Origin of the sequence: Comamonas odontotermitis (assembly GCF_020080045.1) — a bacterium.
In the GTDB taxonomy this organism is placed as follows: Bacteria; Pseudomonadota; Gammaproteobacteria; order Burkholderiales; family Burkholderiaceae_C; genus Comamonas; species Comamonas odontotermitis.
On record NZ_CP083451.1, the window covers coordinates 380209 to 405869 of the forward strand.

Below are 25661 nucleotides of genomic sequence, written 5' to 3' on the forward strand. Positions count from 1 at the left end.
CGCTGCGCAAACGGTACAACGGCCATGAATGCGATGGAAAACCCAGGCACGCCGCGCGTTCGCCTGCAAGACATTGGCAAAGCCTATTCCGGCACCACAGTGCTGCAGGGCGTGAGCCTGGATCTGCATGCGGGCGAAGTGCTGGCGCTGACCGGCGAGAACGGGGCGGGCAAGAGCACCTTGTCCAAGATCCTGTGCGGTCTGACCGATCCGTCGCAGGGCAGCATGCAGCTCGATGGCCAGCCCTTTGCACCCGCGTCGCGGCGCGATGCAGAGCACCACGGCGTGCGCATGGTGATGCAGGAGCTGGGCCTGATCCCGACGCTGTCGGTGGCGGAAAACCTGCTGCTGGGCCGCCTGCCCCACCATATGGGCTGGCTGGATCACACCGCCATGCGCGCCCTGGCTGTGGAGCAACTGGCCAAGATTGGCATGACTGGCATCGACCCCGACACACCGGTGTCGCAGCTGGGTATTGGCCAGCAGCAGATGGTGGAAATTGCCCGCAATCTGCGGGACGGCACGCGCGTTCTGGTGCTCGACGAGCCCACCGCCATGCTCACGCCCAAGGAAACCGAGCACCTGTTCGAGCAGATTGCGCTGCTCAAGGCGCGCGGTGTGGCGCTGGTCTATGTGTCGCACCGGCTCGAAGAGCTGCAGCGCATTGCTGACCGTGTGGCGGTGCTGCGCGATGGCCGACTGGTGGATGTGCGCCCCATGGCAGGTGTGCAGGAGCACGAGCTGGTGGAGCGCATGGTGGGCCACGCCGTGCAGGACAACGAAGGCCGCCCGCGCCGTGCGCGCGGCGCGCTGCGCCTGTCGGCCAGAAACATGCAGCGCGGCAGGCTGGTGCGCGGTGTGAGCCTGGATCTGTATGCGGGCGAGATCATGGGCCTGGCTGGTCTCGTGGGCTCGGGCCGTACCGAACTGGCGCGCCTGCTGTTTGGTGCCGACCGTGCCGATGCGGGCGAGATCACCGTGCATGCCGGGCCAGCGGGTGCGGCAGGTGCTCGCACGTCTGCAAGCGTTACGCCCAACTGGCGCAATCCGGTCGATGCCATCCGAGCGGGCATTGGCCTGGTGACGGAAGACCGCAAGTCGCAAGGCCTGCTGCTGTCGCAATCCATACGCGCCAACACCACGCTCGCAGGCATGCGCAAGGTGGCTCGCGCAGGCTGGCTGCAGCGCGCGCAGGAGAGCGCAGTGGCGCAGCACTTCATCGAGCGGCTGCGCATCCGTTCGCGCGGGCCGGAGCAGGCCGTTTCCACCTTGAGTGGCGGCAACCAGCAGAAGGTGGTGTTTGCCCGCTGGCTGCACCAGCCCTGCGATGTGCTGCTGCTGGACGAACCCACACGCGGCGTGGATGTGGGCGCGCGCGCTGATATCTACCACGAGGTGGATCGCATGTGCGACGACGGCAAGGCCGTGCTGATGGTGTCGAGCGATCTGCGGGAGCTGATGGCCATGTGCGACCGCATCGGTGTGATGCACAACGGCCAGTTGGTGGCCGTATTTGAACGTGGCGAGTGGACGGACCAGCAACTGCTGGCCGCGGCATTTGGCAATACCGGCACCGCCGGCGCAACCCTGGCGGCGTGAGCCGCTGCATTGATTGATCTAGACAGAGCAGGCGAGGACGAGAAGCCATGACAACACAACCCAACGCGCAGCAAGGCGGAGCCGCAGGGGCGGCTGCGCCCGCAGGCTTCATGCAGGCCTGGGGAACCTATGTGGGCCTGCTGGTGGTGCTGGTCGGCATGATCGCGCTGTTCAGCTTTCTCTCCGAGTATTTCTGGAGCAAGGAAACCTTTGTCACCATCGCCAACGAAATCCCCGCGCTTGCGGTAATGGCGGTGGGTATGACCTTTGTGCTGATCCTGGCGGGCATCGACCTGTCGGTGGGATCGGTGCTGGCGCTGTCAGCGGCAGTGGCTGCGCAGGCCATCCTGGTGTGGGGGCTGGGTCCCTGGGCAGCAGGCCTGCTGGGGCTGATCACCGGCCTGCTGTGCGGCGCGGTGACGGGCGCTGTGTCGGTCGCCTGGCGGTTGCCCAGCTTCATCGTGTCGCTGGGCATGCTGGAGGCGTTGCGTGGTGGTGCCTATCTGGTGACCGATTCGCGCACCCAGTATGTTGGGGACGCGATCTCCGGCCTGGCCGCGCCCATTGTCGATGGGGTCTCCGCAGCCTTTCTGATCGCGCTGGCGATTGTCGTCCTTGGCCAGATCGTGCTGACGCGCACGGTGTTTGGCCGCTACGTGATCGGTATCGGCACCAATGAAGAAGCCATGCATCTGGCGGGTATCGATCCGCGCCCGATCCGCATCATCGTGTTCGCGCTCACCGGCCTGCTCGCGGGTCTGGCGGGCCTGATGCAGTCTGCACGCCTGGAGGCTGCCGACCCGAATGCAGGCACCGGCATGGAGCTGCAGGTGATCGCTGCCGTGGTGATTGGCGGCACCAGCCTGATGGGCGGCCGCGGCTCGGTGATTGCCACCTTCTTTGGCGTGCTCATCATTGCCGTGCTTGAAGCCGGCCTGGCCCAGGTGGGCGCGAGCGAACCGGCCAAGCGCATCATCACCGGCGTGGTGATCGTGGTGGCGGTAATCATTGATACCGTGCGTCAGCGCCGTGCGGCGCGCCGCGCATGATTGGGCGGTGATGACAAGCATTAAGGATGTAGCGCGTGTTGCTGGGGTGTCGGTCACCACGGTGTCGCATGTGCTCAACAAGACGCGGGCGGTATTGCCCAGCACGCAGGAGCGCGTGCTGGACGCGGTGCAAAGCCTGGGATACGTGCCCAGCGCCGTGGCACGCAGCCTCAAGATGAACGCCACGCACACCATCGGCATGCTGGTGCCAAATAACTCCAACCCCTATTTCGCCGAATTGGTGCGCGCGGTGGAAGACGCCTGCTTTGCAACGGGTTATGCGCTGTTGCTGTGCAACACCGATGACAACGCCGACCGCCAGAAGGTCTACCTGGATGTGCTGTCGCAAAAGCGGGTGGATGGCCTCATCGTGGCCTCGACCAGCGATGACGAGACCATGTCGCGCCACCTGGCACACACTGCCATCCCGATGGTGCTGATCGACCGCGCAATTGCCGGGCTGGAGCGCCCCTGCGTGCAGACCGACCATGTGCAGGGCGGCTTGCTGGCGACCGAGTACCTGCTGGGCCTGGGCCACCAGCGCATTGCCTGCATTGGCGGGCCCGAGCATCTGCTTTCCAGCGCGCAGCGCGTGCAGGGCTGGCGCCAGACCTTGCAGCGGATGGGCCATGGCACAGACCTGCTGGTGCATGCCGATTTCAGCGTCAACGGCGGCTATCTGGCCATGCAGACTTTGCTGCAGGGCCCGGCCAGCGCTCGGCCCACGGCAGTGCTGGCCTGCAACGACCTGATGGCCATGGGCGCCCTGCGGGCGGTGCATGAATACGGTCTGCAGGTGCCGCAGGACGTGGCCGTGGTGGGTTACGACGATATCGAACTGGCCAGCTACACGCAGCCGCCGCTCAGCACAGTGGCGCAACCGGTCAAGGCCATGGCGCACCAGGCGCTGGCATTGCTGCGGGAGGATATGCAGGCAGGCAAGTTGGCACAGCGGCAGTCTTCGGCCACCGTGCAGATGCTTGCGCCCGCGCTGGTCAAACGGGCGAGCAGCAAGCCTGCGGGCCATCGTGCAATGCAAACTTTGGGTGGAGGAATGGTGTGAGTGCACCGATTTTGAGCCAGGCACCGCGCATCGTGGTGCTGGGCAGTCTGAACATGGATCTGGTGCTGCGCGTGCCGCACATGCCGCGGGCGGGTGAAACCATGCTGGGCCACTCGCTTACGCAGGTGCCAGGCGGCAAGGGCGGCAACCAGGCGGTCAGCTGTGCGCGCCAAGGCGCGGCGGTGACGCTGCTGTCCTGTGTGGGCGAAGATGCCTACGCCGAGCAACTGCTGGCGGGCCTGGTGGCAGACCATATCAACGCGCAGCATGTGCAGCGCACTGCGCTGGCAGGAACAGGTGTGGCCGTCATCAGTGTGGACGACGCGGCGCAGAACCAGATCGTGGTGGTGCCCGGCGCCAATGAGCTGCTGCGGGTGCCGCAGGCACTGCTGCAGGCGCAATTGCAGGGTGCAGATTACGTGGTGCTGCAGCTGGAGACACCGCTGGCCGAGGTGGAGCAGGCGCTACGCCTGGCGCGCCAGACGGGCTGCAAAACGGCTCTCAACCCATCGCCCATGCAAGCTTTGCCAGAACACTGGTGGCCGATGGTAGACCTGCTGGTTGTCAATGAAAGCGAAGCGGCGCAGCTGTGCGGCCGGCCGGTGGATACGCCACAGGCTGCCGCCGCTGCTGCACGCCAGCTGCAGGGCCGTGGCGTGGCGCAGGTGGTGGTGACGCTTGGCGCCCTTGGCGCCGTGGCGTGTGATGCGACCATTGCCAATGATGACGGCACGGAGGCAATCCCAGGTGTTGCCCACTGGCACGAGGCGGCGCAGGTGCAGGCGGTGGATACCACGGCTGCGGGGGATACCTTTCTGGGCGCACTCACCGTGCAACTGGCGCGGGGCCTGGGCCTGAACGATGCCACCCAATGGGCCATGCGCGCGGCCAGCATTTGCGTGACCCGTGCGGGTGCGCAGCCTTCCATCCCTTATTTTGCCGAAGTCGAAACTCTGACCGGCGCTACCCGTTGGATTCTCGTATGAAGCGCAGCCCCTTGCTCAATATCGAGCTGTCCCAGGTCATTGCCGGCATGGGCCATGGCGATGTGCTGGTGATTGGCGATGCTGGCCTTCCGGTGCCGCCCGGCGTGCGGCGCATTGATCTGGCGGTAGCCCAGGGCGTGCCAACGGTCAAGCAGGTGCTCGCTGCCGTTCTGAGTGAGCTGCAGGTGGAGCGCGCCGTGGTGGCGAGCGAATGCCTGTCTGCCAATGATGGCAACGGCGCCAAGGGCGCGTTGCCTGACTGGTATGCCTGCCAGGGCGACCGGTTGCCCGTTGCACCGCAATCGATCTCGCACGAAGATTTCAAGGCCTTGACTGCCCGGGCTGTGGCCGTGGTGCGCACGGGCGAGTTCACGCCCTATGCCAATGTGGCACTGGTATCGGGCGTGGTTTTCTAGAGCTTGGTAGCGGGCCCGGGCCCGCTGGTGGGCGCCCGCGATGCCATGGGCGCCAGCGGCAGGCGCAGCACGAACACCGCGCCACCGCCTTCGCGGGCTTCGCAGTGCACATGGCCATCGTGCCGCTCGGCAATCGAGCGTACCAGCGCCAGGCCCAGGCCCACGCCGCCATGGCGCTCGCTGGCGCCGGGCATGCGGTAAAAGGGTTCGAAAATGCGGTCGCGCTGGTCTTCGGGAACCCCCGGGCCGCGGTCTGCGACCCGGATTTCTGCATAGGCACCCTGTTTGCCCAGGAAGAGGGTGATCGGCCCCTGCGTATAGCGGCGGGCATTTTCCAGCAGGTTGCGAATGGCGCGGCGCAGCAGCTTGGCAATGCCGCGCACTTCGATGTCTGCATCGGCATGTACATCCAGCTCGGCGTCGATGCGGGCGCATTCCTCGGCGCACAGGCCCATCAGGTCGATCAGTTCGGACGTGCCCACGTCGGCCTCGCGTGCATCCAGCCGGCTGGCCAGCAGGATTTCGTCCACCAGTTGGTCCAGTTCGGCAATGTTGCGCTGGATTTCCTGCTTGAACGTGGGCGAAGGCTTGTCGCCCATCAACTCCACCCCCATGCGGATGCGAGTGAGCGGGCTGCGCAACTCATGCGATGAGTTGGCAAGCAGTGATTTGTGCGACTGCACCAGGGTTTCGATACGCGCCGCTGCGGCATTGAACTGCTGGGCCAGCTCGCCCACCTCGTCGTTGCCACGTACATCAACGCGCACCGACAGATCGCCATCGCCAAACTGCTTGACGCCGTTGCGCAGGCGCTCCAGCCGCCCCATCAGGCGGCGGATGATGGGGAACACCCCCACGATCACGACGACGCCGATGAGGCCCAGCATCCACAGAAAACCGAATGGAGGCTTGACCCAGAACCACCAGGGGCCCAGGTTGGGCGGCGGCCGGTGCGGGCCGCCCCGGTCGCTGCGGCGCTGCAGTTCCATCTCGAAGCTGCGGCCCGTGTCGTCCTCGATCAGGTAGAGCACCTTGTCGCCCGGCTCGCCCGGCTGGCGCACGGCTTCGCCGTGCAGCAACACAGAGCCATCCGTCCCCCGGATGTACAGCTCGCGCGCAGGCGGCTGCATGGGGGTTGCGTTCTTTTCTGCCGCCACCTGCCAGGCCCAGCCGATCACCAGAATCAGCACCGCCACGCCGCCGACCACGGTGAGCCAGATGCGGAGGTAGAGCCGTTCGGCGAAGTACTTGTACAGCTGCATTTCTATGAGAAGGCTTCTGGCGCCCGATGGTCGAGCGCTATCTGCTATTGATTCTGTAGTCTAGTCCTGCTGCTTGGCAAACACGTAGCCCACGCCTCGTACGGTGAGGATGCGGCGCGGGTTTTTCGCGTCGGCTTCGATGGCTGCCCGGATGCGGCCCATGTGCACGTCGATGGAACGGTCAAAGGCTTCGAGTTCGCGGCCGCGTACGGCTTCCATGATCTGGTCGCGCGAGAGCACGCGGCCCGCACGTTCGGCCAGGGTGACGAGCAGGTCAAACTGGTAGCTGGTGAGGTCGGCCGGTTTGCCGCCCACGGTCACGGTGCGTGCATCGCGGTCGATCTCCAGGCTGCCAAAGCGCAGTACCTGGGCGGGCTGGGCAGCGGCGGCGCCTCCGTCGCCCCGGCGGCGCAGGATGGCGCGGATGCGGGCAAGCAGCTCGCGCGGCTCAAACGGCTTGGGCAGGTAGTCGTCGGCGCCCACTTCCAGGCCGATCACGCGGTCCATTGGGTCTCCCTTGGCGGTCAGCATCAGGATGGGCACCTGGGCGGCCGGGCTGCTCAAGGTGCGGATGCGGCGGCAGACTTCCAGACCGTCGATATCCGGCAGCATCAGGTCGAGGATGACCAGATCGGCCGGCTGGCCACTGGCAGGCTCCTGCAGTGCCTGGAGGCCGCTGGCGCCATCGGCCATGTGCGTGACTTGCAGGCCCGACTGGTTCAGATACTCGGTCACCATGTTGGCCAGGCGCTCGTCATCTTCGATCATCAACAGTTGGTGGGTATGCATCGCAGTCATGGTGGTGGGCGGGCGGGCCCGCGGATTTCAACAGTGGAACATGCTGGCACGCCGCCATGGCGCAGGCTTGTCCCGTCCGTAAAGTTTGGTAAACCGGCTCTCTGTGGCTCCTACTGGCTTTCGGGTGGTGCGCTGTGCACCGCATGCACGCGCGAGGCAAGCCACACCAGCACCAGCACCGGCAAGCCCAAAAGCGCGGTCGAGACGAAAAACTGCGCATAACCGAAATGGTCGACATACAGCCCGGAGAAACCGGCGATCCATTTTGGCAGCAGCACCATCATCGAACTGAACAGCGCGTACTGCGTGGCCGAGTAGTTCACGTTGGTCAGGCTTGAAAGATAGGCGATGAACGCCGCCGATGCAATGCCACCGGCCAGATTGTCGGCCGAAACCACAACGATCAGGCCCGTCAGATCGTGGCCGCGCGTGCTGAGCCAGGCAAACAGCAGGTTGCTGGCGGCCGATAACACCGCACCGAGCATCAGCACCCGCATCACGCCGATGCGCATGCTGATGATGCCGCCGACAAAGGCGCCAACCAGGGTCATGATCACACCGAACACTTTGCTGACCGAAGCCACTTCGGCCTCGGTATAGCCCATGTCCACATAGAAAGGATTGGCCATGATGCCCATCACCACATCCGAGATGCGGTAGACGGCAATCAGCGCGAGAATCAGAGCCGCGTGCCATCCGTAGCGCTGCAGAAAGTCGGCAAACGGTGCCACCAGGGTCGATTGCAGCCACTCCCGGGCATTGCGCGCGGCAGGCAGGGCCTTGGCCTGCGGCTCGGGTGACAGCAGCACGGTGAGCACGCCCACGGCCATCGAAGCTGCCATCACGCAATAGGCCATGCGCCAGGCCTGCGGCTGGTAGTCTCCGGCACCGGACTGCAGGGCAGCTGCCACCAGCCACAGCACGCCAGCCCCGGCCCAGATCATGGCGATGCGGTAACCCGTCTGGTAGGTGGCTGCCAGCGCAGCCTGCTTGTCGCTACTGGCCGATTCGATGCGGTAGGCATCGAGCGCGATATCCTGCGTAGCCGAGCCAAAGGCCGTCAGAACGGCAAAAGCCACCATGGTGTTCAGGTGCTGCTGCGGATCGGTGAAGGCCATGCCCAGAATGCCGCCCATCACCAAGCACTGCGCCAGCAGCAGCCAGCTGCGGCGCCGGCCCAGCAGACGGTACAGGCCGGGCAGGGGCAGGCGATCCACCAGCGGCGACCAGACCCACTTGAAGGCGTACGCCAGACCCACCCAGCTGATGAAACCGATGGTGGCGCGCTCGATACCGGCCTTGCGCAGCCAGAACGACAAGGTGCCCATCACCAGCAGGAACGGCAGCCCGGCGCTGAAACCCAGCGCCAGCATGCGCAGGCTGGCTGGCTCGGTGTAGACGCGGAATGTCTCGCCCCAGGAGCGGCGAGCGGGTGTGTCGGTAGAGGTTGCGGAATCCGCCATGGATAAGCTGTGCCAAAACGTGGTGCGATTGTGACAAACCGAAGGCGTTGCGGGCGTTTTCCTGGGAAAAACTCCCCGCATGTGCCCGGCTCGCGTCCACCGCACCTGAATCAATTGCGGCGCAACGCTGTGCGGGGCCGCAGACTGCTGCCAATATACGCTGTTTGGACAGTGCTTTTGGCGGCCGCTGGTTGTGGGGCGCGGCGGGTAAGATAGGCATTCTTCTCAGCCGCATCGCCATGTCGGATCCGCACCTGCATTCACCGCTGCTTGCCCCGGATTACTCTGTGCGCCACTACAGCGGCGAACAGCAGGCGCACAGCCACGGCCATGTGCAGCTGCTGTATGCACTGGCAGGGCGTATGGAGCTGGAGGTGGACGGCAAGGCTGCCTATGTGGATACGGCCAGTGGTGTCGTCATTCCCGCTGGGGCCACGCATGCCTACCTGGCCCAGCATGGCAGTGCGATTGCCGTGGTGGATGCTCCGGTGCAGGCGGGCCTGGCCCAGTTGCGCCGCTTTGCTGCGCCCACGGCAGCATGGCTGGGCACGCATGCCTCGCAAGGCACCATGGCCGAAGCCTATCTCGCCTGGGTGCTGCAGTCACCCGTGCTGCTGCAGCGCCGCGCGCTCGATGTGCAGGCCATCACCAAAGCGGTGCAGGCCGATCTGGCGGCTGACTGGTCAACGGCGCGGCTTGCGGCGCTCGCGCACCTGAGTGCTCAGCGCTTTCATGTGCGCTGGCAGGAGTTGACCGGCCGCACGCCGCAGCAATGGCTGCGCGATCTGCGCCAGGATGTCGCAAGCCGGGCACTGGCTGCTGGCGAGCCGTTGGAGACCACCGCCTTGCGCTGCGGTTACAGCAGTGCCAGCGCGCTGGCCTATGCGCTCAAGCGCGACCGTGGCGTGGGCAGCCGCAGCCTGCGCAGGCAAGCGTCTTCAGGCCGATGATTTCTATCTTTTTGATAGCTGATCGCGCTTGTTGAAAGGGCGTTGAAGCCATTTTTGATATAAAAATTCGGTGCAAGCGTTTCTCGACATTTGCAGGCCGCTTGCAGGCGCACCATAGCGGCATGAATCCTTCTGCCATGTCCTCTCCATCGTCTGCGGCTGTTTCTTCGTTGAAGGCAGGCCCTGGCGTGCCATCTTCGTCGGTGCAAGGCATTGCGCTGGTGGCGCTGGCTGGGGTGCTGTGGGGCACCAGCGGCACTGCCCAGTATCTGGGCGCTGCAGGCCTTTCGCCTTTCTGGGTGGGGGCGGCGCAGCTGGCGGCGGCCAGCGTGTTTTTGGGGCTGGCCCTGTGGTGGGCGCTGCAGCGCAGGCCGGGCAGTCTGGTACTGCGCCCGCGCGCGGCGGGGTTGCGCTGGTCGTGGTTTTTCTGGGCATCGCTTGGCATTGGCGGCTACAGCGTGTTCTTCTACGAAGGGCTGCAGCTGGCGGGCGTGGGCGTGGGCACGGCGGTCGCCATAGGCAGCAGCCCCATCTGGGCGGGCCTGTTGCAGGCGCTCGTACTGCGCGCGCCGTTGTCTGCACTTTGGTGGCTGGGTACGCTGGTGAGCGTGGCGGGCGGCGCCGCCATGGTGCTGGGCAAGGGCGCAGGAGGCAGTGCTTCGTGGCAGGGTTTGGTGATGTGTCTGCTGGCGGGGTTGTCTTATGCAGGCTATGCGCTCATCAACAAGCGCCTGGTGAGCCACATGGCGCCCAAGGTGGTGAACTTCTATGTGTTCACGGGCGCCGCGCTGCTGGCAGCTCCCGTGGCCTGGGCGCAGGCGGGCCAGCCACAGTGGAGTCTGCCCTCCGTGCTCGTCGTCATCTACCTGGGGGCGGTGGTCTCGGGCATTGCGCACATGCTGTTTTCGATTGGCTTGCGCCATATCTCCGGGCCCACTGGGGTGGCGCTGAGCTTGATCGAGCCTGTTGCCGCTTTCGTTCTGGCGGTGTGGGTGGTGGGCGAGCACCAGCCGCTGGTGGCCTGGCTGGGGTTGGCGGCCGTGCTGGTGGGCCTGTTGGTGGTGGTGCGCGCCGAGATGGCGGTGGCTGCGCCTTCTGCCGTTTGATGGAGCAGGCATTGGCAAGGGCGTTCTCTCTCGACGGCCTCCTTGCCTGCTTTCATAATGGAGGCCATGCACCTCACCAACGCATTCCTTTCCTCTCTGCAACAACCCAGGCGCCTGCTGCACGGGCTGACCATGGGTGCTGCAATGCTCGTCATGGCCACACCTGTAGTGGCGCAGGTGGAGGTCGGCAAGTCATCGGCCATGCGCAACCTGGTGCCTGCCGAAACACTGGAGCAGGCTGCTGTTCAGCAGTATGGTGAGCTGCTTGCGCAGGCCCGGCAGCAAGGCGCGCTGGCGCAGCCCGGCAATCCGCAGCTGCAGCGCCTGCAGACGATTGCCCAGAGGCTGATTCCGCAGGCGCTGGTATGGAACGACCGTGCCAAGGGCTGGAAGTGGGAGGTCAACCTGATCGGCAGCAAGCAGATCAACGCTTTTTGCATGCCTGGCGGCAAGATCGTGTTCTTCACCGGCCTGATCGACCAGCTGCAGCTGACCGACGACGAAATCGCCATGGTGATGGGCCACGAGATGGCGCATGCGCTGCGCGAGCATTCGCGAGAACAACTGGCCAAGACACAGGCTACCGATCTGGGCATCCGTCTGGGGGCGGCGATTTTCGGGCTGGGAGACATGGGCACGGCCGCCGCCAACCTGGGCGGCAAGCTGCTCACGCTCAAATTCAGCCGCTCGGATGAATCGGACGCCGATCTGGTGGGGCTGGAGATGGCTGCGCGTGCGGGCTACAACCCGCAGGCATCTGTCACCCTGTGGGAGAAGATGGGCCAGGCCAACGGCGGCGGTGGTATCGGCTTTTTGTCCACCCACCCCACGGGCCCGGATCGCATCGCCAAGCTGCAGGCCAATGTGCCCAAGGTGGCAGGCCTGTACGAACAGGCGCGCAAGCGCTGACAGCCGCCATGCGATGGCCGGCGGCAACCCCTTTGATGGCGCTGGCTGCTGCTGTTGCACTGCCACCAACTGCCCATGCCGGGGATCCAAAGCCCCCATTGCCGCCGGGGCGCTACACCTTTGAACACCGCTTTGCCGAGCAGCCCAGCCTGCTGCATGCCAAGGTGCTGGTCATCATCCGCAAGCGAACCATCCAGGTGATCAACACGCAGGCGCACCCGCCTTTTCCCAAGGGTGTGATCGCGCAGGGCCCGCTGGTGTGGAACCGGCCGACCGCGCAGTGGATCATTGGCGAGGGAGCAGGCGACCGTATGGCGACCGAAGTAGGCGGTTGCAGCGACGGGCCCGAGGTGGTTGATCTGGTGAAAAGGATCTATTGGACCTGCTGACCATGGAAAACCATTTGCTATTATTTATGTAGCGAAAGGCACTTTTCTGTAAAGCGCTGATGTCACTTTTATCAGGTGCCAGATACATACGGATTCATCTTGCGCTCGCGGCCAAATGTGCTCTCGGGCCCGTGGCCGGGGATGAAAACCGTCTGGTCGCCCATCGGCCACAGGCGCTGGGTGATGGAGTCGATCAGTTGTTGGTGGTTGCCCTGGGGGAAATCCGTGCGGCCAATGCTGCCGGCAAACAGCACATCGCCCACAAAGCAGCGATCGATCTGCGGCGCATGGAAGACCACATGGCCCGGCGTATGGCCCGGGCAGTGGCGTACGTTCAGGGTTTCCTGGCCAATCGCTACCGTATCGCCATCGTGCAGCCAGCGCGTTGGCGTGAAAGGCTGCACGGGTGGAAAACCGAACATCTGGCTTTGCTGGGGCAGTCCGTCAATCCAGAACTGGTCGCCTTCCTGCGGGCCGATGATGGGCAGCTGCATTTTTTCGGCCAACTCGCCCGTGCCGCCCGCGTGGTCGATATGCGCATGGGTCAGCCAGATGGCTTTGAGCGTGAGGCCCAGGCGTTCGATTTCCCAGCCGATTTGCTCCAGATCACCGCCCGGGTCGATGACGGCGGCCTCCATGGTCTGGTCGCACCACACCAGCGAACAGTTTTGCTGGAACTGGGTAACGGGAACGGTGTGGTAGTGGAGCATGGCAGGCAGAGGTGATGAAAGGCAGGGCCGTATTATCGGCGCTCTGCCCATGCGCGCACTCAAGCCTGCTGACGCAGCGGATCGCGATAGGCGAGCAGGCGCAGTGCGTTGATCACCACCAGCAGCGTCGAGCCCTCATGCACCGCCACGGCGGCGCCGATACCCAGCCCCATGATGGTGGCTGGCACCAGAAACGCCACAATGCCCAGGCTGACAAAAACGTTCTGGCGAATCACGCCGCGCGTGTGGCGGCTCAACCCCACGGCAAACGGCAGGTGGCGCAGGTCGTCGGCCATGAGCGCCACATCGGCGGTCTCCAGGGCAACGTCCGAGCCCGCCGCGCCCATGGCAATCCCGACCGAGGCATTCGCCATGGCGGGCGCGTCGTTCACACCGTCGCCCACCATGGCCACCGGTGCTTGCGCGCGCAGCTTGCGAATGGCGCTGACCTTGTCTTCGGGCATCAGGTTGCCCCAGGCTTCGTCCAGCCCTACATCCTTGGCCACGGCTTGGGCCACCGTGGTGTGGTCGCCCGAGATCATGACCATGCGGGTGATGCCCAGTTCCCGCAATTGCTGGAGTGCCTCGCGGGCGCCGGCGCGCGGTGTGTCCATCAGCCCGATGACGCCCAGATCGCGGTTGCCGCGCCGTACCACCATGGTGGTGCGGCCTGCCTCGCGCAACTGCGCGACAGCCGCAGTGGCTGCCTGCCCGAGCGGGCCAGCGTCGCCGCTGCCAAACATTTCGGCCTTGCCGATCCATACCGTCTCGCCCGCGATGGTCGCAACCACGCCTTGCCCCGTGAGGCTGCGCAAATCGGTGGCTGCAGGCAACTCCACGCCGGTTTCGAGGCGTTCGCGCCCATCGCGCACGATGGCTGCCGCCAGCGGATGGTCGCTCAGCGCCTCGACAGCCACAGCCACCGACAGCAACTCCTGCGGATCAATACCGTCCCCTGGAACCACATCGGTGATACGGGGGCGGCCCTCAGTCAGCGTGCCGGTCTTGTCGAAAGCCATGGCTTGCAGAGCGCCCAGTTCCTCAAGCGGCGCGCCGCCCTTGATCAGGACACCGCTGCGCGCGGCGCGGGCAATGCCCGAGAGCACGGCACTGGGCGTGGCGATGGCCAGCGCACAAGGGCTGGCTGCGACGAGCACGGCCATCGAGCGGTAAAAGCTGTCACGGAACGGCTCGTCCACCACCACCCAGGCAAACAACAGCACCACTGCCAGCAGCAGCACGAGCGGAACGAAGATGCGCTCGAATTTGTCGGTAAAGCGCTGCGTGGCGGACTGGCGGGTTTCCGCCTCGCTCACAAGGCGCACCACACGGGCCAGCGCAGAGTCGCCCGAGCGGCGTGTGACTTCGATCTCGATCGCGCCAGCACCGTTGATGGTGCCGGCAAACACCCGCGATGCCGCATCGACCCCCGCATCAGGCCGCGCGCGGGCCAGCGCGACATCGGGCACCGGCCGCTTGTCCACCGGGATGCTCTCCCCCGTGACCGGGGCCTGGTTGATGCTGGAAGTGCCCAGCACCACGAACCCGTCGGCGGGCAGGCGCTCATTGGGGCGCACCAGCACGACGTCGCCCGGGATCAGCTGCTCGACGGGGATCTCCACGGGCTGTCCGTCGCGGCGCACCACGGCCGTGGTGGGGGCCAGCTCAGCCAGTGCCTCGATGGCACGTTTGGCGCGGCCCATGGCGTAGTGCTCAAGCGCATGCCCCAGGCTGAACAGAAACAGCAGCAGCGCCCCTTCGCCCCATGAGCCCAACGCTGCCGCTCCCGCCGCGGCCACCAGCATCAGGGTGTCGATCTCGAAGCGCTTTTTTCGCAGGTTGCCGATGGCTTCGCGCAAGGTGAAAAAGCCGCCAAAAAAGTAGGCTGCTACGTAGCATGCCAGCGGCAGCCATGCAGGAGCGCCTGCCACCCACTTGCCGATGGCTGCGCCTGCTGCAAGCAGCAGCCCGCAGATCAGCGCAAAGGCCATTTCGGTATTTGCGCCAAACAGACCTGCGTGGCTGTGCCCGTCATCCTTGCCACCTTCGGTGTGGCGGTGGCCGGGGCTGCCGTGGCCTGGGTCAACGGCTGGGACAGTGGACTGCTCGGTATTGGTTGGTTTGTCGTCCATGGGGGTCGCTTTCTTTCACTGCCCTGCCGATCAGCCTGCAGTGGATTTGCCGCATTGATCGCAGAATCGCGCGCCTGCAGATAGCCCGGCGCCGCACTGGAGGCAGGCGGCTGGCACCAAGGACTGGCCGCATTGCGGACAGAAGCGCGTGCCAGCAGCCACAGCGGTGCGGCAGCCGGGGCAGGTGCTGGCGGTTGGCGCCGACCCGCCCGAAGGGGTGTAGTAGGGCCTTGCACCATGGCCGCCACCATGGTGCCCGCCATAGCCGTGGGATTGAAAAAGCCGACTCAGTATTCCCATGATGATTTCTCCTGTTGCTACACCATTCACTGTCGTGTTGACGTCAGTTATATAGCTTCAAGAGCCGGGCAGGTGGCCCTGGTTCCATTCATGACCCAAATGTAATCTGTGCGTCATGTGTTCAGCGGGTGGGCGTGCACAGGCGGCCGCATGCCAGGCCGGTATTGGGGCTTTGGGGTATCTGGGTCACCTTGTTGCTGTGTCTTGCGCTGGAATAAGGCATAGGCACAGACGCGCATAGCCCAAACAGGGCGATCATGCTACAACCCGTGTGAAATGCGCCTGCGCGCCATGAATGCAACACGATAGGAGATGAGCCATGTCCAGCAACGAGAGCCCGGCCTCCGTGGGAGGAGGTGCCCTGCCAGGTGATGTCCCGCGCGATGGCGCCCAACCCAGTGCCGCCCAACGCATTGGCGTCCTGAAGGAGACTTTTCCGCTGGAAAAGCGTGTGGCCACCGTGCCCGAGGTGGTGGAAAAGCTCACCAAGCTGGGCTTTGGCGTCTGCATTGAAGCTGGTGCCGGTGAAGCCGCCAACTGCAGCGACGACGCCTACCGTGCGGCCGGGGCGGAAGTGCTGCCCGATGCGGCCTCTGTCTGGGCCGCAGCCGACGTCATTTTCAAGGTGCGCCCGCCCAGCAGCGAAGAAGTGGCGCAGATGCGCGCAGGGCAGATATTGATCGACTTCATCTGGCCCGCGCAGAACCCCGAGCTGATGGAGCAGCTTGCTGCCAGAAAGGCGACGGTGCTGGCCATCGACTGCCTGCCGCGCACCCTCTCGCGTGCGCAGAAGATGGACGCGCTGACGTCGATGGCCGGGGTTTCCGGCTACCGGGCCGTGGTGGAGGCGGCCAACGCCTTTGGCCGCTATTTCAATGGCCAGATCACGGCGGCAGGCAAGGTTCCCCCGGCCAAGGTCTTCATCGCGGGCGCCGGTGTGGCGGGCCTTGCGGCCATTGGTACGGCAGCCAACCTGGGCGCCATCGTGCGCGCCAACGACACGCGCGCCGAGGTGGCCGATCAGGTCAAATCATTGGGCGGCGAGTTTGTGGCAGTGGATTATGAGGAGGAGGGCTCGGGTGGCGGCGGCTATGCCAAGGTGATGAGCGAAGGCTTCCAGGCCGCGCAGCGCAAGATGTATGCCGAGCAGGCCAGGGACGCCGACATCATCATCACCACCGCCTTGATCCCCGGCAAGCCCGCGCCCAAGCTCATCACGGCCGAGATGGTGCAGAGCATGAAGCCCGGCAGCGTGATCGTCGACATGGCGGCCGAGCAGGGCGGCAATTGCGAGCTGACGGTGCCCGGCCAGGCCGTGGTGCGCCATGGCGTCACCATCATTGGCTATACCGATCTTGCCTCGCGGCTGGCCAAGCAGTCGTCCACCCTGTACGCCACCAATTTGCTGCGCCTGACCGAGGAGTTGTGCAAGGCCAAGGACGGCGTGGCAGTGGTCAATATGCAGGATGACGCGATCCGGGGCTTGACCGTCATCAAGGACGGCACTGTCATCTGGCCCGCACCGCCACTCCCGCAGGCTCCGGCCCCAGCACCCAAGGCGGCGGCGCCCGTAGCCGAGAAAAAGAGCGGCCACGGCCATGGCGCGGGCGCGCCCATGTCCGCCAAGGCGCTGGCCATCCTCTTTGCCGTGGCGGCTGTGCTGTTCTGGCTGATCGGTGCCTATGCGCCGGCGGCCTTCCTGGGGCATTTCACGGTGTTCGTGCTCGCCTGCTTCATCGGCTACATGGTGGTGTGGAACGTGACGCCAGCCCTGCACACGCCGCTGATGAGCGTGACCAACGCCATCTCCAGCATCATCGCCATCGGGGCGCTGGTGCAGATCGCCCCACCCGAGGCTGGAGCGAACGGACGGCCTGACGGGCTGATCATGTGGCTGGCCTTTGCTGCGCTTGTATTGACGGCTGTCAATATGTTCGGCGGCTTTGCCGTGACCCGCCGCATGCTCGCCATGTTCCGCAAGTAACAACTACAACAAGAAGGAAGACGAACATGTCCCAAAGCATGGCTACAGTGGCCTATCTCGGTGCCGCCATTCTCTTTGTTCTGAGCCTGGGTGGCCTGTCCAACCCGGAAACTTCGCGCCGCGGCAACCTGTTTGGCATGATCGGTATGGCGCTGGCGGTGCTGGCCACGGTCTTCGGCCCACGGGTCAGCCCCTCGGGCATCGCCTGGATCGTGATCGCACTGGTCATCGGCGGGGGTATCGGCCTCTATGCAGCCAAGGTTGTGAAGATGACCCAGATGCCCGAGCTGGTGGCGCTGATGCACAGCCTGGTGGGCCTGGCGGCCTGCCTGGTGGGTTATGCCAGCTACGTGGATACGTCCGTTCAGTTCACGGGTGCAGAAAAGGCGATCCACGAGGTGGAAATCTACGTCGGCATCCTGATTGGCGCGGTCACCTTCTCGGGCTCGCTCATCGCCTTTGGCAAGCTCAATGGCCGTATCGGCGGCAAGCCGCTCCTGCTGCCGGGGCGCCACTGGCTCAACCTGGTCGCGCTCCTGCTGGTGATCTGGCTGGGCCAACGGTTCCTGGGCGCCCACGATGTGCAGGCGGGCATGCTGCCGCTGGTGGTGATGACGGTCATTGCGCTGCTGTTTGGCGTGCACATGGTGATGGCCATCGGTGGTGCCGACATGCCGGTGGTGGTGTCCATGCTCAACAGCTATTCGGGCTGGGCGGCGGCGGCAACCGGCTTCATGCTCAGCAACGACCTGCTGATCGTCACTGGCGCACTGGTGGGCTCGTCCGGCGCCATCTTGAGCTACATCATGTGCCAGGCGATGAATCGCAACTTCATCAGCGTGATCGCGGGTGGTTTTGGCTCTGGCGCAGGTGCGCCAGCCAAGAAGGGCGATGCGGCGGAGCCGCAGGGCGAAGTGGTGCCCGTGACAGCGGCCGATACGGCCGAGTTGCTGCGCGAGGCCAAGAGCGTGGTCATCGTGCCCGGCTATGGCATGGCCGTGGCGCAGGCGCAGCACACGGTCAACGAGATCGTCAAGACGCTGCGCGAGCGCGGTGTCAATGTGCGCTTTGCCATCCACCCTGTGGCGGGCCGCATGCCGGGCCACATGAACGTGCTGCTGGCCGAGGCCAAGGTGCCTTACGACATCGTGCTGGAGATGGACGAAATCAACGAGGACTTTCCGGACACCGACGTGGCGATGGTGATTGGCGCCAACGACATCGTGAACCCTGCTGCGCAGGACGACCCGGCCAGCCCCATCGCCGGCATGCCGGTGCTGGAGGTGTGGAAGGCCCGGCATTCCATCGTGATGAAGCGCTCGATGGCGTCGGGCTACGCCGGTGTAGACAACCCGTTGTTCTACAAGGAAAACAACCGCATGCTCTTTGGCGATGCGAAGAAGATGCTCGATGAGGTGCTGGCAGCACTTCGGGCGTGAGGATGCTCTGAAAAAAGGAGCGGTTGGCGCTTGGTGGTTGTCCTATTCAAACCAAAACAGCTTGAATCGGGCTTGTGCAAGGTGCCAACTGCTCTCTTTTTTGCGAGAACTGGTTTACAGGGGCTTCCACATTCAGCCCCTGCGCATGTCAGGCTGCGCTTGCTTTCGCCGCCTTGGACAGTTGCACGAATTCATGGAAGCCGTTCAGGTAAGCGCTCAGGCTTTTGCGGGCGGCCTCGTCTGCCAAAGCACCTTCAGGGGTGAAGGCATTCTGCGCACGCGACACCAGCACCGAGCCACCGCTGTACAGCGTAACGCCCAGCAGCTTGAGCGTGGGCAGCCAGGCGGCCTGGGAGGAGACGGTGCCAAATCCGCTCATCGAGGCGCCGATGATCCCCGTGGGCCGCTTGGCAAAGATGGCCTTCATGTCTGCGCGCGAGAGCCAGTCGATGCCGTTCTTGAAGACACCGGGCACACCGTTGTTGTATTCGGGGGTCACCATCAGCAGGGCGTCGGCTTTCAGAATCTGTGCCTTCAATTGCAGCACGGCAGCGGGGATGCCCTCGCCCGCTTCCGTGTCGCCGTCATACAGCGGAATACCATGCAGCGTCGCCACTTCGATCTCCATGCCCTGGGGTGCCATGGATTGCGCTGCGCGGGCAAGCGCCGTGTTGAAGGACGCATGGCGCAGGCTGCCCGATAGCGCCAGCACCCGGCATGCGTTGCGGATATCGGGCGTCTCGCGCAGTGCCTCGCTCAGCTGGTCGATCAACTGCGTCCATTCGGGCGCATCCTGCAGCTTCTTCTCGCGAATGAACTGCGCCTGCGCCTCGTCCCAGAAAGGAGCGTCGGCCAGCAGCGTGTCATTGGGCAGGGGGCGGTGCTGCGCGAGGAAGGCGGCAATGGCCTCAGGCGAATTGGGAAGGCCCAATTGCGCAAACAGATCATGAAAACGGAAGAAGTTATCGGACATGAAGATCGCTCCTGATGACTGAAGGAAGAGGGCGGCAGTGCGCGTGGGTGCGGTGGCGGGCCCTGCCGGGCAAGCTGGCGAGGCAGGCCGCTGCAACGGAATGCAGCATTCCGGCTGGGCCTGCCACCGGCCGGATTACAGCTTGTACTCGTAGTCGATGGTGATGGGCGCGTGGTCGGAGAACTTCTGGTCTTTGTAGATATGTTCACGGCGCGCCAGGGCTGCGATGGCGGGGGTGGCCAGGTGGTAGTCCAGACGCCATCCCACATTGTTGGCATAGGCCTGGCCTCGGTTGCTCCACCAGGTGTAGCAAGCGTCGGTGGTATCGGGTTGGAGCACGCGGTAGACATCCACCAGGCCACCGGCCTCGGTCTCCTTTTCCAGGATCTGCGTCATCCAGGCGCGCTCTTCGGGCAGAAAACCGCTGTTCTTCTGGTTGCTGCGCCAGTTCTTGATGTCGGCATTGGTGTGGGCGATGTTCACATCTCCGCACAGGATGAAGTCGCGCTCGGCCTTGAGGCGCATCAAGTGTGGATGCAGCTCGGCCAGAAAGCGGTACTTGGCGGCCTGGCGCTCCTCGCCCGAGCTGCCGCTTGGAAAGTAGCAGCTGATGATGGAGAACTTGCGCTGCGGGGTGTCAAAGCGCAGTTCCACATAACGGCCTTCGGCATCGAATTCACCCGGAGAGAAACCGATCACGACGTCGCTGGGCTCATGCCGCGTGTAGACGCCGACGCCGGAGTAGCCCTTTTTCTGCGCAAACTGGAAGTACCCGCGCATCTCGTCGATGATCTCGAACTTGTCCAGCATATCCGCTTGCTGTGCCTTGACTTCCTGCACGCAAATACAATCGGGCCGGGTCGCTTCGATCCAGGGAATCACACCCTTGGTGGCGGCAGAGCGGATGCCGTTGAGGTTGAGGCTGGTTAATTTGAACAAGGATTGGGTCATGGCAGAGAGTCTCCCACAGTCGGGTGAAGCGGCACAGATGGTGCAGGATTTGGCGCAGGATTTTGTACGCTTCGCCGTCGATGCAGGCGTGCTGCGGTTTGGAGAATTCAAAACCAAGGCCGGCCGCATGAGCCCGTATTTCTTCAACGCCGGGCTGTTTGACGACGGCGCCAAAATGGCGCAACTGTCCGAATTCTATGCAAAAGCGATCCTTGCCAGCGGCATCGAGTTCGACATGGTGTTCGGCCCGGCCTACAAGGGCATTCCACTGGCTGCCACGGTGGCGGTGGAGCTGGCGCGCCAGGGCAGGAACGTGCCCTTTGCCTACAACCGCAAGGAAGCCAAGGACCATGGCGAAGGCGGCTCGCTGGTCGGCGCTCCGCTCAAAGGCAAGGTCTTGATCATTGACGACGTGATGAGCGCGGGCACCGCCGCCCGCGAATCCATTGCGCTGATCCAGGGCGCTGGCGCCACGCCACATGCCATGGCCATTGCGCTCGACCGGCAGGAAAAGGCCACCGAGAACGGGCAGGACGTGCCCCATAGCGCCGTACAGTATGTGCGCGATCACCTCGGCCTGAAGGTTGCAACCATTGCCAAGCTCGAAGACCTGCTGGCCTTCCTTGACCAGGGAGACGCGGCCCAAGAGATGCGTGAACACCACACTCGCGTGCTGGCTTACCGACGGCAGTATGGCGTGCGCGATTGATGTTTAGAATGCCATAGCTTGTTTCGTTTTGAAGAGGTATATGGATGCGTAAGGTGGCTTGTGTCGTGGCTATCGCTTCGGTGATGACTGTCCTCACCAGTGCCTGCTATGCGCAAAATACCGGCGCGGCCACTGCGGTGTACAGCTGTGTGGACGCCATGGGGCGCCGCCTGACGGCAGACCGCCCCATTGCCGCCTGCGCAGACCGGGAGCAGCGCGTCACCATGCCGGGTGGCGCGGTGCGCACCATCGGCCCCACGTATTCCGAACGCGAAAAAGCAGAGCAGGCCGCCCAGAACCGCAAGGAAGCGGAAGAGCGTTATCGCGCAAGCGATGGCAAACGCCGCGAACGCGCGCTGGCCGTGCGGTTTCCAAACAAGGCGGCCCACGACGCCGAGCGCGCAGAGGCCGTCGAGACCCTGATGACGCAGATCAAGGTTGTGCAGGAGCGCAAGGTGTCCCTGTTGGAAGACCGCAAGAAGATCGATGGGGAAATGGAGTTCTACAAGAAGGACCCCGGCAAAGCACCGCAATCGCTGCAGTCTCGCCTCAAGTACAACCGCGAAGACATCAAAGAGGTAGACGAGCAGGTGGCCTCGATCAACGAAGAAATCAAGCGCACCAACCAGCGCTTCGACGAAGAGGCCCAGACGCTCAAGCAGTATTGGGTGCCCGCACCCGCCAGCAAGTAAGCAGAAGGCAGAGACTTCCATGAAAGCACTGGCCCCGGGCCTGGCCCAGGCAGAAGACGGTATTGTGCGTTGCGCCTGGTGCATGGCCACCCCGCACTACCAGCACTACCACGACCACGAATGGGGCTTTGCGGTGCATGACGACCGCCGGCTGTTCGAGAAAATCTGCCTGGAGGGCTTTCAGGCGGGGCTGAGCTGGCTCACCATCCTGAACAAGCGGGAAGGCTTTCGCGCCGGATTTGCCAATTTCGATGCCGAACAGATCGCCCGCTTTGGCGAGCCGGACATCCTGCGCCTGCTGGCCGATCCGGGCATCGTGCGCCACCGTGGCAAGATCGAGGCGGTGATCAACAATGCCCAGCGTCTGCTGGAGCTCAAGGGCGAATTCGGCAGCTTTGACGCCTATCTGTGGCAGTTCGCACCCGCTGCCAACAGCAGACCCAAACGCGTGACCCTCGAATCCGTGCGCGAGATGGGTGTGCCTCCACAGGCGCATGCACTGTCCAAGGACTTGAAAAAGCGCGGCTGGAAGTTCGTGGGCCCCACCACCATGTACGCCTTCATGCAGGCCATGGGCATGGTCAACGACCATCTGCACGGCTGCCATACCCTGCAGGCCAGGGCGTAGGCCTAGGCGCCAAGCTCACTGGCCAGCAGAGAATAGCGCTGCAGCGACACATAGCGCCCCTTGCGTCTCGTGCAATCGCGCAGCAGGCCTTCCAGCGTGAACCCGGCCTGGCTCAGCAGGCGGCTGGAGGCGGAGTTGTCCGGCTCCACATAGGCCACCACGCTGTGCAAGGCCAGGCGGCGAAAGGCGCCTGGCAACCATTGGCGCAGAGCATTTTTCATGATGCCCTGGCCCCAGTGGCCCGGCTGCAGCCAGTAGCCCAGTTCGGCGCTGTCGCCATCGTCATCACGGTCATACAGGCCTATGCCGCCAAGGGCTTCTGCGCCGCTCGCACCCATGCAGATGGCTTGCCACCAGCCTTCGCCGTCTGCCCCCAGTTGGCGGTACCAATCGAGCTGTTCGCGCGCAATGGCGTGTGCATCGGTGTGGCGGGTCTCCAGACCGTAGAACTGCGTGACGCGGGCATCGCCCATGGCCTGCGCCAGAACGGGCAGGTCGGGTTCGCGAAAATCACGGAAAGTGAGGGGAGCGGTTGCAGTCTGCATGCGGACAGCCTAGCACCGTTGCAGGGTGTGCAGCGCCGCAAAGAGAATAGAGGTATTCATGAAACAAGCTGTCAGCACATGTGGGTTATGCGCTGACAGCTCTTGTTTTGATAGCAATTACTACTGCATGGCGTGCCAGCGCATGGGTTGGGTGGCGCTGACTTCCTGAATCCCCAGCAGCGCCGCATTGCGCTGCAGCAATGCTTCAAACTGATCGCGGCTTGCGGCAATCTGGTCGGTCGCACCGTCCCAGTAATCGGCGGCGATCTGCGCTGCGGTGAAATCGCTGTGCGCAAACTTCTGCACAATATTGCGCAGCTTGTCGAGGTTGATGCTGTGGATGTCGGTCATGGCAAGCCTCCTGTGCATGCACCCAGTGTGGCGCAAATAGCCGGGCTGTCAATGGGCATAAATCACCAAGTCAGGACGGACGGGCCGCCCGCAGCAAACGCACCGCCAGCAAGGCCGCCGCCCAGGCAATGCCGCCGATCCACAGCGGCACCGTCACGTAGCTGCTGGCACGCGCCCATTGCGCAAACTCATCAAGCCCGTGCAGGGGCCAGAGGGCGAGAACAAAGCCGAACAGCCACCACAGCAGGGCGAAGGCGGAAAATAGCAGTGTGGTGGCAGGCACCAGCCGCTTTCTGGCCCATAGCATGGCGGCCACCACCAGCACGGCAGACAGGGCCACGGCCGCCGGCCACCACAGTGGCACCGGCAAAAAGAAAAGAGACAGCGTGTTCATGGCTCGGCTCTGGCAACAGCGCCTATTCCTTCTGGCACAGCATCTCGTCTGCCAGGCTGCCTGCGACCACGCGCATGTTCCGGCCCTGGTGGGCCTGCACAGTCCAGGTGTCGCTCAGGTCCTCGGGCACCAGGTCCTTGTCGTTGACCAGTTCGGGGTGCTTGATCTCGGAGCGGTCCTGCTTGACGACCTTGGGCACGATCAAGGTGATGGTGTTGCCTTCGATGCGCCAGTTTCCCTCGCCCTGCACGACAAAGCTGTATTTCTGCTTGGTGCTGGGCATGTCGTAGACCAGATAGGCCTGGGCCTTGAGCGTGCCGTCGGGGTTGAACTGGTCGGTATAGGTGAAGTGGGCGCTGTCTTCCCCCATCTTGACTTGGAAATTGCACTCCCACACACCGTGCAGGCTGGCGGGGCTGATGCTGCCGCTGCCTGCCGCCGGCGCCTGAGGCGCCGCTTTGCTGCTGGTGGATGGATTGGCTGCACTGCTGCTTTGCGGCGCTGGCGCGGTTTCTTCCTTTTTCTTGCCGCCAAAGGGCCACAGGCTGGAGCAGCCTGCCAGCGCCGGAATCAACAGCAGACACAGGGTGGAGCGGAGCAGAGATTGGTATTGCATGGCCTGCACTCTAGCAAATCCGGCCGCGCCCCTGTGTCAGCCATTTCAGCCAACACAGGCGATCAACGGTGATCACCGATGATCGCGAGGAGCGGTGGGTCAGCCCGCCAGGGCGGGGTAGTCGGTGTAGCCCTTTTCGCCGCCGCCGTAGTAGGTGCTGGTGTCGCCCTCGTTGAGCGCGGCCTGCTTGCGCAGGCGGTCTACCAGATCGGGGTTGGCGATGAAGGCCTTGCCAAAGGCCACCATGTCGGCCTCCTGGCTGGCCACCACCTCCTGGGCCATGGCGCGGGTGTAGCTGTTGTTCACCATCCACGCTGCCTTGCCACCGGCCTGGCGGTAGGCTGCCTTGAAATCCACATAGTCGAACGGGCGGCCTTCCACTTCGCGCGGGCCGCCGGTGGCGCCTTCGATCACGTGGATGTACGCCAGGCCCAGGGGCGCGAGCTGGCGCACCAGGTATTCGAACAGCGACTGCGGATCGCTGTCTTCAATACCGTTGGCAGGAGTGACGGGCGAGAGGCGGATACCCACCTTGCCCCTGCCGACGGCATCGACTACGGCGCGCACCACCTCCAGCGTCAGGCGGCAACGGTTTTCGATGGAGCCGCCGTAGTCGTCGGTGCGCGCATTGGCGCCGGTCTTCAGGAACTGGTCGAGCAGGTAGCCATTGGCGGCATGGATTTCCACACCATCAAAGCCGGCCGATTGCACCGCGTTGCGTGCTGCGGTGGCATAGGTGTGCACGATGCCGGGCAGTTCTGCGGCATCAAGCGCGCGCGGCACGGACGTGGGCACGAACTGGCCCTGGCCTGTGGCGTGGTCGATCAGGTAGGTCTTGGTCTTGGCCACGATGGCCGAAGGCGCCACCGGCGGCTGGTTGCCCGGCTGCAGGCTGTTGTGCGACACGCGCCCCACATGCCACAGCTGGCAGACGATCTTGCCGCCAGCTGCATGCACGGCGTCCGTCACCCGGGCCCAGCCTTCGATCTGGTCTTCCCCGTACAGCCCCGGCACATCGGAGTAGCCCTGGCCCTGGTGGCTGATGGCGGTTGCCTCGGTGATGAGCAGGCCCGCGGTGGCGCGCTGGGCGTAGTAGGTGGCCGTCATGGGCCGGGGTACGGCGTTGGGAGAGCGGTTGCGCGTGAGCGGCGCCATGGCGATGCGGTTGGCCAGTTGCATATCCCCGACCTGGATGGCATCAAACAGGCTGTGGGCGTGGGATTGGGTCATGCAGAACTCCTTGGCTG

Annotated in this window: 27 protein-coding genes; 14 read left to right on the forward strand and 13 right to left on the reverse strand. The window is 64.3% G+C overall.

Translation table 11 applies throughout. The annotated features are described in order from the left end of the window. The first annotated feature begins 24 nt into the window (after positions 1–24). The 5 genes from LAD35_RS01645 (at position 25) to rbsD (ending at position 5113) form a co-directional block, all read left to right on the forward strand. Positions 25–1599, forward strand: a complete 1575-nt coding sequence (locus LAD35_RS01645) for a sugar ABC transporter ATP-binding protein (RefSeq protein ID WP_224151031.1) — start codon at positions 25–27, stop codon at positions 1597–1599. Positions 1600–1709: 110 nt separating this feature from the next. Then, complete coding sequence (locus LAD35_RS01650) at positions 1710–2648, forward strand: ABC transporter permease (RefSeq protein WP_224152557.1); 939 nt, start codon at positions 1710–1712, stop codon at positions 2646–2648. 10 nt (positions 2649–2658) lie between these two features. Further along, positions 2659–3711, forward strand: a complete 1053-nt coding sequence (locus LAD35_RS01655; protein WP_224151032.1) for a LacI family DNA-binding transcriptional regulator — start codon at positions 2659–2661, stop codon at positions 3709–3711. Further along, on the forward strand, positions 3708–4697 hold the full coding sequence (gene rbsK / locus LAD35_RS01660; RefSeq protein WP_224151033.1) for a ribokinase: 990 nt from the start codon (positions 3708–3710) through the stop codon (positions 4695–4697). The genes LAD35_RS01655 and rbsK overlap by 4 nt, the downstream gene beginning before the upstream one ends. Next, on the forward strand, positions 4694–5113 hold the full coding sequence (gene rbsD / locus LAD35_RS01665; RefSeq protein ID WP_184704880.1) for a D-ribose pyranase: 420 nt from the start codon (positions 4694–4696) through the stop codon (positions 5111–5113). The genes rbsK and rbsD overlap by 4 nt, the downstream gene beginning before the upstream one ends. Here rbsD and LAD35_RS01670 read toward each other — a convergent pair. The 3 genes from LAD35_RS01670 to LAD35_RS01680 form a co-directional block, all read right to left on the reverse strand. Beyond that, positions 5110–6375: a sensor histidine kinase gene (locus LAD35_RS01670; RefSeq protein ID WP_224151034.1), complete on the reverse strand. Its 1266-nt coding sequence runs from the start codon at positions 6373–6375 to the stop codon at positions 5110–5112. The genes rbsD and LAD35_RS01670 overlap by 4 nt on opposite strands. Positions 6376–6435: 60 nt before the next feature. Then, positions 6436–7164: a response regulator transcription factor gene (locus tag LAD35_RS01675; RefSeq protein WP_224152558.1), complete on the reverse strand. Its 729-nt coding sequence runs from the start codon at positions 7162–7164 to the stop codon at positions 6436–6438. Between the two features lie 119 nt (positions 7165–7283). Beyond that, entirely contained in the window at positions 7284–8636 is a 1353-nt protein-coding gene (locus LAD35_RS01680) for an AmpG family muropeptide MFS transporter (RefSeq protein WP_224151035.1), read from the reverse strand. A 239-nt stretch (positions 8637–8875) separates the two neighbouring features. Here LAD35_RS01680 and LAD35_RS01685 point away from each other — a divergent pair, with 239 nt between their 5' ends. The 4 genes from LAD35_RS01685 (at position 8876) to LAD35_RS01700 (ending at position 11990) form a co-directional block, all read left to right on the forward strand. Next, entirely contained in the window at positions 8876–9586 is a 711-nt protein-coding gene (locus LAD35_RS01685; protein ID WP_224151036.1) for a helix-turn-helix domain-containing protein, read from the forward strand. Between the two features lie 137 nt (positions 9587–9723). Then, entirely contained in the window at positions 9724–10692 is a 969-nt protein-coding gene (locus LAD35_RS01690; RefSeq protein WP_224151037.1) for a DMT family transporter, read from the forward strand. Positions 10693–10824: 132 nt separating this feature from the next. Continuing rightward, the gene (locus LAD35_RS01695; protein WP_224152559.1) at positions 10825–11601 is read left to right on the forward strand and encodes a M48 family metallopeptidase; all 777 of its coding nucleotides are present in this window, start codon (positions 10825–10827) and stop codon (positions 11599–11601) included. A gap of 8 nt (positions 11602–11609) precedes the next feature. After that, positions 11610–11990: a hypothetical protein gene (locus LAD35_RS01700; protein ID WP_224151038.1), complete on the forward strand. Its 381-nt coding sequence runs from the start codon at positions 11610–11612 to the stop codon at positions 11988–11990. A gap of 71 nt (positions 11991–12061) precedes the next feature. Here the strand turns inward: LAD35_RS01700 and LAD35_RS01705 are convergent, their stop codons facing one another. From LAD35_RS01705 to LAD35_RS01715, 3 genes are read right to left on the reverse strand one after another with little or no spacing between them, the layout of a single operon-like run. Next, entirely contained in the window at positions 12062–12700 is a 639-nt protein-coding gene (locus LAD35_RS01705) for an MBL fold metallo-hydrolase (RefSeq protein ID WP_224151039.1), read from the reverse strand. 59 nt (positions 12701–12759) lie between these two features. Beyond that, positions 12760–14832 carry a heavy metal translocating P-type ATPase gene (locus tag LAD35_RS01710; protein WP_224151040.1) on the reverse strand — a complete coding sequence of 691 codons (2073 nt, stop codon included), beginning with the start codon at positions 14830–14832 and terminating at the stop codon, positions 12760–12762. A gap of 30 nt (positions 14833–14862) precedes the next feature. Then, positions 14863–15132 carry a zinc ribbon domain-containing protein gene (locus LAD35_RS01715; protein WP_224151041.1) on the reverse strand — a complete coding sequence of 90 codons (270 nt, stop codon included), beginning with the start codon at positions 15130–15132 and terminating at the stop codon, positions 14863–14865. Between the two features lie 319 nt (positions 15133–15451). Here LAD35_RS01715 and LAD35_RS01720 point away from each other — a divergent pair, with 319 nt between their 5' ends. Both LAD35_RS01720 and pntB read left to right on the forward strand, forming a co-directional pair. Then, positions 15452–17116: a Re/Si-specific NAD(P)(+) transhydrogenase subunit alpha gene (locus LAD35_RS01720; RefSeq protein ID WP_224151042.1), complete on the forward strand. Its 1665-nt coding sequence runs from the start codon at positions 15452–15454 to the stop codon at positions 17114–17116. A gap of 26 nt (positions 17117–17142) precedes the next feature. Continuing rightward, a complete protein-coding gene (gene pntB, locus LAD35_RS01725; RefSeq protein ID WP_224151043.1) occupies positions 17143–18555 on the forward strand; it encodes a Re/Si-specific NAD(P)(+) transhydrogenase subunit beta in 1413 nt (470 codons plus the stop codon). Between the two features lie 148 nt (positions 18556–18703). Here pntB and LAD35_RS01730 read toward each other — a convergent pair whose 3' ends face one another. Next, a complete protein-coding gene (locus tag LAD35_RS01730; protein ID WP_224151044.1) occupies positions 18704–19528 on the reverse strand; it encodes a DUF2789 family protein in 825 nt (274 codons plus the stop codon). A gap of 135 nt (positions 19529–19663) precedes the next feature. After that, entirely contained in the window at positions 19664–20467 is an 804-nt protein-coding gene (locus LAD35_RS01735) for an exodeoxyribonuclease III (protein ID WP_224152560.1), read from the reverse strand. A 10-nt stretch (positions 20468–20477) separates the two neighbouring features. Between LAD35_RS01735 and pyrE the strand changes: the two genes are divergently transcribed. From pyrE to LAD35_RS01750, 3 genes are all read left to right on the forward strand, one after another. After that, positions 20478–21188 (forward strand): orotate phosphoribosyltransferase, encoded by a 711-nt coding sequence (pyrE, locus tag LAD35_RS01740; RefSeq protein ID WP_224151045.1) that lies wholly within the window; start codon positions 20478–20480, stop codon positions 21186–21188. A gap of 65 nt (positions 21189–21253) precedes the next feature. Beyond that, positions 21254–21880, forward strand: coding sequence for a DUF4124 domain-containing protein (locus LAD35_RS01745; RefSeq protein WP_224151046.1), 627 nt, complete (start codon positions 21254–21256; stop codon positions 21878–21880). 19 nt (positions 21881–21899) lie between these two features. Continuing rightward, entirely contained in the window at positions 21900–22508 is a 609-nt protein-coding gene (locus tag LAD35_RS01750; RefSeq protein WP_224151047.1) for a DNA-3-methyladenine glycosylase I, read from the forward strand. Between the two features lie 2 nt (positions 22509–22510). Here LAD35_RS01750 and LAD35_RS01755 read toward each other — a convergent pair whose 3' ends face one another. The 5 genes from LAD35_RS01755 to LAD35_RS01775 form a co-directional block, all read right to left on the reverse strand. Next, positions 22511–23053 (reverse strand): GNAT family N-acetyltransferase, encoded by a 543-nt coding sequence (locus LAD35_RS01755; RefSeq protein ID WP_224151048.1) that lies wholly within the window; start codon positions 23051–23053, stop codon positions 22511–22513. A 120-nt stretch (positions 23054–23173) separates the two neighbouring features. After that, positions 23174–23404 carry a hypothetical protein gene (locus LAD35_RS01760; RefSeq protein WP_224151049.1) on the reverse strand — a complete coding sequence of 77 codons (231 nt, stop codon included), beginning with the start codon at positions 23402–23404 and terminating at the stop codon, positions 23174–23176. 70 nt (positions 23405–23474) lie between these two features. Then, positions 23475–23798, reverse strand: coding sequence for a hypothetical protein (locus LAD35_RS01765; RefSeq protein ID WP_224151050.1), 324 nt, complete (start codon positions 23796–23798; stop codon positions 23475–23477). 22 nt (positions 23799–23820) lie between these two features. Next, positions 23821–24414 carry a hypothetical protein gene (locus tag LAD35_RS01770; protein ID WP_224151051.1) on the reverse strand — a complete coding sequence of 198 codons (594 nt, stop codon included), beginning with the start codon at positions 24412–24414 and terminating at the stop codon, positions 23821–23823. Between the two features lie 99 nt (positions 24415–24513). Continuing rightward, positions 24514–25644 (reverse strand): alkene reductase, encoded by a 1131-nt coding sequence (locus tag LAD35_RS01775; protein WP_224151052.1) that lies wholly within the window; start codon positions 25642–25644, stop codon positions 24514–24516. Positions 25645–25661 lie beyond the last annotated feature (17 nt).